The organism is Methanocalculus sp., assembly GCF_029762515.1.
Classification (GTDB): domain Archaea; phylum Halobacteriota; class Methanomicrobia; order Methanomicrobiales; family Methanocorpusculaceae; genus Methanocalculus.
On record NZ_JARVGN010000086.1, the window covers coordinates 1 to 6,498 of the forward strand.

The 6,498-nt window shown below is 44.9% G+C and carries 6 protein-coding genes; 5 read left to right on the forward strand and 1 reads right to left on the reverse strand.

Features of this window, described 5'->3' with window-relative positions:
* The first annotated feature begins 217 nt into the window (after positions 1–217).
* The 5 genes from QCH34_RS04415 (at position 218) to QCH34_RS04435 (ending at position 5,999) form a co-directional block, all read left to right on the forward strand.
* Positions 218–2,227 (forward strand): AAA family ATPase, encoded by a 2,010-nt coding sequence (locus tag QCH34_RS04415; protein ID WP_300330706.1) that lies wholly within the window; start codon positions 218–220, stop codon positions 2,225–2,227.
* Positions 2,220–2,825, forward strand: coding sequence for a hypothetical protein (locus QCH34_RS04420; RefSeq protein ID WP_300330710.1), 606 nt, complete (start codon positions 2,220–2,222; stop codon positions 2,823–2,825). The genes QCH34_RS04415 and QCH34_RS04420 overlap by 8 nt, the downstream gene beginning before the upstream one ends.
* 501 nt (positions 2,826–3,326) lie before the next feature.
* Positions 3,327–4,331, forward strand: a complete 1,005-nt coding sequence (locus QCH34_RS04425; RefSeq protein WP_300330713.1) for a DUF4367 domain-containing protein — start codon at positions 3,327–3,329, stop codon at positions 4,329–4,331.
* Positions 4,332–4,451: 120 nt separating this feature from the next.
* Complete coding sequence (locus QCH34_RS04430; protein ID WP_300330716.1) at positions 4,452–5,414, forward strand: alpha/beta hydrolase; 963 nt, start codon at positions 4,452–4,454, stop codon at positions 5,412–5,414.
* Between the two features lie 312 nt (positions 5,415–5,726).
* Positions 5,727–5,999, forward strand: coding sequence for a hypothetical protein (locus QCH34_RS04435; RefSeq protein ID WP_300330719.1), 273 nt, complete (start codon positions 5,727–5,729; stop codon positions 5,997–5,999).
* An 11-nt stretch (positions 6,000–6,010) separates the two neighbouring features.
* Here the strand turns inward: QCH34_RS04435 and QCH34_RS04440 are convergent, their stop codons facing one another.
* Positions 6,011–6,373, reverse strand: a complete 363-nt coding sequence (locus tag QCH34_RS04440) for a type II toxin-antitoxin system death-on-curing family toxin (protein WP_300330722.1) — start codon at positions 6,371–6,373, stop codon at positions 6,011–6,013.
* Positions 6,374–6,498: the final 125 nt, after the last annotated feature.

A 6,498-nucleotide genomic window follows, 5' to 3' on the forward strand; every position in this document is an offset into this window, starting at 1 on the left:
AGAAGCGGAATATGTCGTCAAAAAGATTGATTTTGACTACTTTGAGGGGAATTAGAGCGGAATTGTAGGATTAGATATTTCAATATTGGGCATTCTCCGGGCAGGGATTACTCTTTGATACTACTCGTTTCCCCCACCCTCCCCCCAACCCGATTTGTAATCACTATCATCAATTCAATGAATAATATTATATAAATCCCAAACAATCATTAATTTAATGTACCTTTCAAAATTACGAATTCAAAATTATCGCTCAATAGATGAATTGGATATTATTTTCGAAAAGGGGAAGAATGTTATTATAGGGAGGAATAATTCTGGAAAAAGTAACATATTGAAAGCCATTGATATTGTTCTTGGAGAATCGTTTCCTGCATACCATAAAACACAGAATATTGCAGAAAATGATTTTTACAAGGGCAATACTGATAAACCCATTTATATTTATTGCGAACTGAGATGTGATCGGGATGAGGAACTTAATTATGAAGAGATGTATAAAAATTGCTATGGCTTTTTCTTACATGGCAATTATCAAAATTCACAATATGACCATGAATATGGCGTAAAATATATTACAGGAAAAGCAAATCAACATATAATACAAGACCCAATGTTTTGGCATGATATCGAAAAAATCATTTCAATAAACAAAGATGATCCAGAGGTTCATAGTTATTATATCAACGGAAAGGCTCGATCTTACAAACCATATGAAGAGGAGTTTAGAGAGAAAGAATACTTTGCTTTTGCATTTAAAGCGACCCTAGAACAAGATAAGAAAATTAAAAAAGAAATTCGATTTCTTTACCGAGAAAACGAGAATTCTAAATGGTATTTGTCATTCACAGCACCCATTAGAACCGAGTTTCTTCAGAGTGCGATTATCCCGGCTTTTCGTGATCCTTCCCAACAGTTAAGGATAGCAAACTATACATGGTATGGAAAATTATTACGTCACTTTTCTGCACAAAAGTATGATGAGCTAAAAAATGCATTTAAAGCAGTTAAAGACGTAGCCCATGAGGTCTTTTCTCCATTGGTTAAAGATATCAATGATAAACATACGTGTATTGCTTTTCCTGAAACAAGTATCTCTTTTGAGTGTGCCCCAGACTCAAAAGATGACATTCATAAAAACGTCATGATATACGTAGATGATGGTTTTAACAGTTTATTAAATGATAAAGGAGCAGGCATACAGAGTGCAGTTATTATTGGATTATTTAATTATTATACAAGATATATATCTCACTCAGGAAGTTCATTACTTGGAATTGAAGAGCCTGAGTTGTATTTACATCCACATGGAAGAAGAGTTATTTCATATAGATTAGATGATTTTGTTGATGGAGGGAAGAATCAGGTTATTCTTACTACACACTCATCAGAATTCATAACTTCCGCTCATGAAAATGTGAATTTGGTTGTGGTTAAGAATGATAAAGAACTAGGAACTACTGCTGTGAATACCAGATTCGATAACCCAAAAGAAAAACAAATCCTCGTAAAAATAGAGAATTCTGAGATGTTCTTCGCAGATAAAGTAATTCTTGTTGAGGGAGGTGAAAAATATATATTGGAATCTCTTGCGAAACACTACGGTACAATAATAAAACCAGATCTAGGAGAAAATTGGTTAAACGATTGTAATATTTCAATCATTGCTGTGAGTGGAAAAACCGAATTCTGGAAGTATGCAAAAAAGTTGAATGAATTGGCCATTGATAATTATATTGCAGCTGATTTTGATTTTCTTTTTAATGGATTGAATGCATTTGTCAATGAAATTGATGCAGATCCAAAAGTAAAAGAAGGTGTAGATAAACTTAAAAATATAATAGGCTATCAAAATGAGGATAATAAAAAAAACATTGATGACATAGAAAATCCAATAAACAGAGAACATGTTTCTTCCGTAATACATTGGATAAAACGTTTTAAGTTTACGAATACCCGATTATACGTTCTCAGGGGAGATTTGGAATATTATTACAAAACTAAAGCTAGAGAACAATTCAATGGCATCAAAGGAAAAGAGATGAGGCCCATTTATTTGGTATCAAATCTCATTGACGAAGAAACCACAATTATCGACCTAATTGAATCAGATGACTACTTTGGATTATTTGAGATGATTTTGTCCTCTGATCCAGAAACAGAGGAGGTTAAGCATTGCGAATTAAACCAGAAAAAGAATTGCCAACGATTCAATGGAGATGGTTAGTATAACAGATGTCGATACTTGGAACTGCCTTTCTAGGGAAGAGGAGCAGAGATGGCGTGAGATTCGCAATATGGAGTCTTGGGAATACAGTGAGTCCTGTTCTAACTGCAATAAACGCCAACACCAGATTGTCAAAGCCCCTCAACACATCGAAGTCGAAGTATGGTGCTGGACTATATCTTGCTACGCGTGTAAAAAGACAACTCCTGTAATATGGACGAATGGTGAATCAAGCAGGTTTATCAGGGAGTCCATTAGACCAAATACTTTTGAAAATTTACCCTGTGCAATTGAACAAGAATATCCCTTATTTAAGAAAGGATTTAAAAAGACGAAGAATGTTGAAGAACATGGAAATACGTGTGTCCATTGTGGAGCCTATCAGGGAGATTGGTTTGTTTGGCATGAGTATCTAGAGATAGCGTACGAACCCGAAAGTGTTAGTGAAAGTAAGATCATTCTGGTGGCGTTGACAGAGTATGAACAGCTCTACTATGCAAACCCAAAGCAATTATTCAGAATGCACCATCCTCGGAAAGGTGCTTATCGAGATCTCTGTCCTGATTGTTATGATTTGTACAAAAAGAAAAAGATTTAACGTCATAAAGCCTCAATTAAGACCCCTTTTTTTAAGATCCTCCCTATTCTCCCCATCTCACCAAACCCCACCCCTCCAAAAAAACCCTCCCTAACAGGAAAAGATCTCTTGTACTAGTACTGCTCACAACAATAACACGATAACTCCCAAATCGAAAAATCACTCACACCCTGCCGCTCTTTCTTATATACCCATGAAACAAACAGAAGAGGCAGAAACGGAAAGAATGAAAGGAAGGGGTTCTTTCCGGAACTGAGAGTGGAACCTCTTTTTCTATAACCTGCTGAGTAACAATAATAACACGATAGTACCTGTTGTCCGGCAGTTCCAGCCCCCCCCTCTCACCCTTTTTCCGGCAAACCCCATCCACCCCCCATTCACCCAAAAGAACTATCGTCTCTTTTCACCAATCCCCTGACATCTGATACCACTCACGAAAAAAAGCAAAACAAAAACCCACAAAACATAGCCAAAAACTGACAGAAACCCGAGAAAAACCACATGACCCGAAAAAAATTCACTCCATTCATCCTCATCCTCCCCCTCCTCCTCCTGACAGCCGCCTGCCTGCTGTCAGCGGGGTGCATTGTACCAACAGACTTCACCGCACCAACGGATGTACCCGGCGCACCAGATAACGGCACCGGGGCGGAGATCTCCCCCACTCCCACCGGACCCAATTTCAGGATCACACCACTCTATTTCACCTCCCTGCATTCCATGCAGAGAGCACTCGATCCGGAGATCTGCCTTGCCCTCCCCGGCTATCTCCCGGAGGGGTATCTCTTTGCCAACGGTGCCTGGGCACCCGCATCAGATACGGGCTGGCGCAGCGTTGGTTACCAGCGGGGCAGCGAGAGAATCACGCTGTACCAGCAGCCCCTTGATAAGGGAGCATTTCCGATTGGAAGCGCCGTGGCTTCCATGGCTCCGGCTGATACAACAATCGCTGGCGAACCGGCCACCCTGGTTGCCGGGAAGATGACAGAGCTCTTCTGGAGCAGGGATGATCTCGCGTTCCGGCTGACGGGGACCCTCCCGGCAGAGGAGATGATCAGAATCGCAGAATCCGTCCATCCTGCCCCCTATGATCCAAACACTCCCCCTCTCTACGAGTACCTGCCTCCGGCAAACCCAATGGACAAGAAATTTGAGATCGGCCAGACGCACTCGGCAGACAACCGCACCGTCACCTTCGTCTCGCTGGAGTGCACCCCGGATGGGTGCGAGGCGGTCTTCCTGGTCGATCTGGTCGCCTCGTCCACCATCGATCCACCCCCCGGCGGGATCAGCCCGCCCCGCTCCCCTGATCCGGTCGCTGATTTCGGGCTCGATAACGGCACCCCCCTCCGGACAACGGGATCATACAGCTACCGGGCCGAGGGGGATGGCACCCTCATCTTCTGGCGAACCGATCCCATCCCCTCTGACGCTACGTTTTTTCATGCAACCTTTACGCAGTTCCGGGAGCAGATTGGTCTCTGGGAGTTTTCCGTGAGCCTGTAAAGAGAGAGAAAGAAAGAGGGGGGGAGAGCCGGACAGGTAGCTGCTGGTACGTGCAGTACCCATTTCATCAGGTTCCTGCTGTCATAAGTCCTTTATTGAATAAGCGTCAATATCACGTCCATGGCAGAAGAACCATATGATTCACTGTTCACCACCGATTTTAACGCATGGGTAAAAGCAGAGGTCGCCCACCAGGACGAAATGGTCGCCAACCCCCACATTGCAGAGACCGCAAAAGGAGCAATAGAGTACGCCCGTATCGGGGAAGGCCCCGTGGTGCTGGCCATCCATGGAGGGCCCGGAGGATACGACCAGGGTCTTCTCCTCTTCGAATGGGTGACAAAGTTTGGTTTCTCGCTCATCGCCCCCAGCCGTCCGGGATATCTGGGAACCCCCGTCACAAGCGGAAAATCACCCGCAGAACAGGCGGATCTCTATGCCGCACTCCTTGATACGCTCGGTATCGACAAGGTTGCCATCATCTGCGGTTCAGCCGGCGGGGCATCGAGTTACGAGTTTGCAATCCGGTATCCAAAACGTATCACCGCACTTGTTGCTGCCGATGCCGTTGTCTCAAAATACCTCATGCCGGCCAATGCCGGACCGGTTGCCCAGGCCCTCTTCCTGAGCGGCCCGGGAGAGAAGCTCATCAACTACTTCACAAAACACTACCCCAGACAATCTATGCACGAGTTCCTCCAGCAGGAATCCATGCTCCGGCCCGAACAGATCGATCTGCAGGTGGAGGCGGCATTAAAGGACCCCCTCCAGATCCGCCTCCTCCTGCGGTTTTCGCGTTCCATGTCGGAGTACCCGAAACGGAAAGCCGGCGTCGACAACGACCTCGACGGGCTCTCAAAGCTTGATGATCTCCCGGTCGGGAAGATACAGTGCCCGGTCCTTGTCATCCACGGAACCCATGACAGCGACGTCCTCTTCTACCACGGCGTGTACGCATGGGAGAACATTCCCGGTGCCGAGAAGATGTGGGTGAGGGAGGGATCGCACCTCTGTGCCTGGATCTCGCCGCAGGTCCACGAGATTCACGCAAAGATCCTCTCATTCTTACAGCAGCACACGTAGGGAACGAAGACCCCGTTTTTATTTTTGGCACCGCGACTCCTCCCTTCCCGCGACAGAGGGTACTGGCAAAGGCGGCACCCTCTTATTCGGCTGGTGATAACCTCCCAAACGCACAAGCTACGATGGTTTGGTTCCAACCCTGAAAGGAGATAAAACGCTACCTGATCACTACCCTCCTGATCGGTCGGGCAATAATAAAGATCGTCTGTGAATATGATTTTCTCCGGAAGCGGATGCCCGATCTCAACATTAAAGTTAATGTAGCACTACTGTAAAGTTGTTAAAACAATAGGACCGAACAGGGAGGAGAAGATGTACCTGGATATCGACGAGAAAGGTGCTAAAAAAAGAATAGTGAAGACCTTTGGGCCATTTAAGGAACAATCATCCGATTATTCAACAGATGCAGCCCAGAAGTCCGGTTCATTTACACCGACAGGTTCGATAGATCGTGGCCTAATCCACCCAACCCGGAGTCCCTCCATTGAGAAAGAGCAGAAAGGTCTCACACCAGTTGAGCGCACTGCCCTGGAACTCTCGATTAAGAGGCACAAAATGGCACTTAAACTGCTGGCACAGCACTAATTATCCTTTTTTTAGCAATTTCTCCGAATCCAACTTTCAATGTCTTCGGGTTCATGCAGATAGCTTGCAACCTCACAGACAAAGAGATCAATAACCTCTTCATCAGCTGTGATATAAGACCCAACTTCAAGTGTCAGGATTAATTCTGCAACGATGAGGGCCGTCCTCTTATTCCCCTGATAAAAAGGATGATGAGCAGCAATTGTATACAATAATCGGGCAGCTTTCTGATATGGATCATCGATAGAGTTTACTCTGTCAACAAGAAAGTCAAGCGTCCCACAGTCACGAATTAGACCCGCCATCCCTTTGTCTTCTTCTTCCTCACTCTCCTCAATGATTCGGATCTGGATTTTGAGACCTGGTACATACATGCAACCAGATCAACGAAAAAATCAGGAGAGGTATGCCTTCAGTCTCCAGATAAGATAGAGCGGAATCTCCAGAACCTCACCATGATCATCTGAATGCCGGGTAATATTCCTGAGACTGGTCCGGA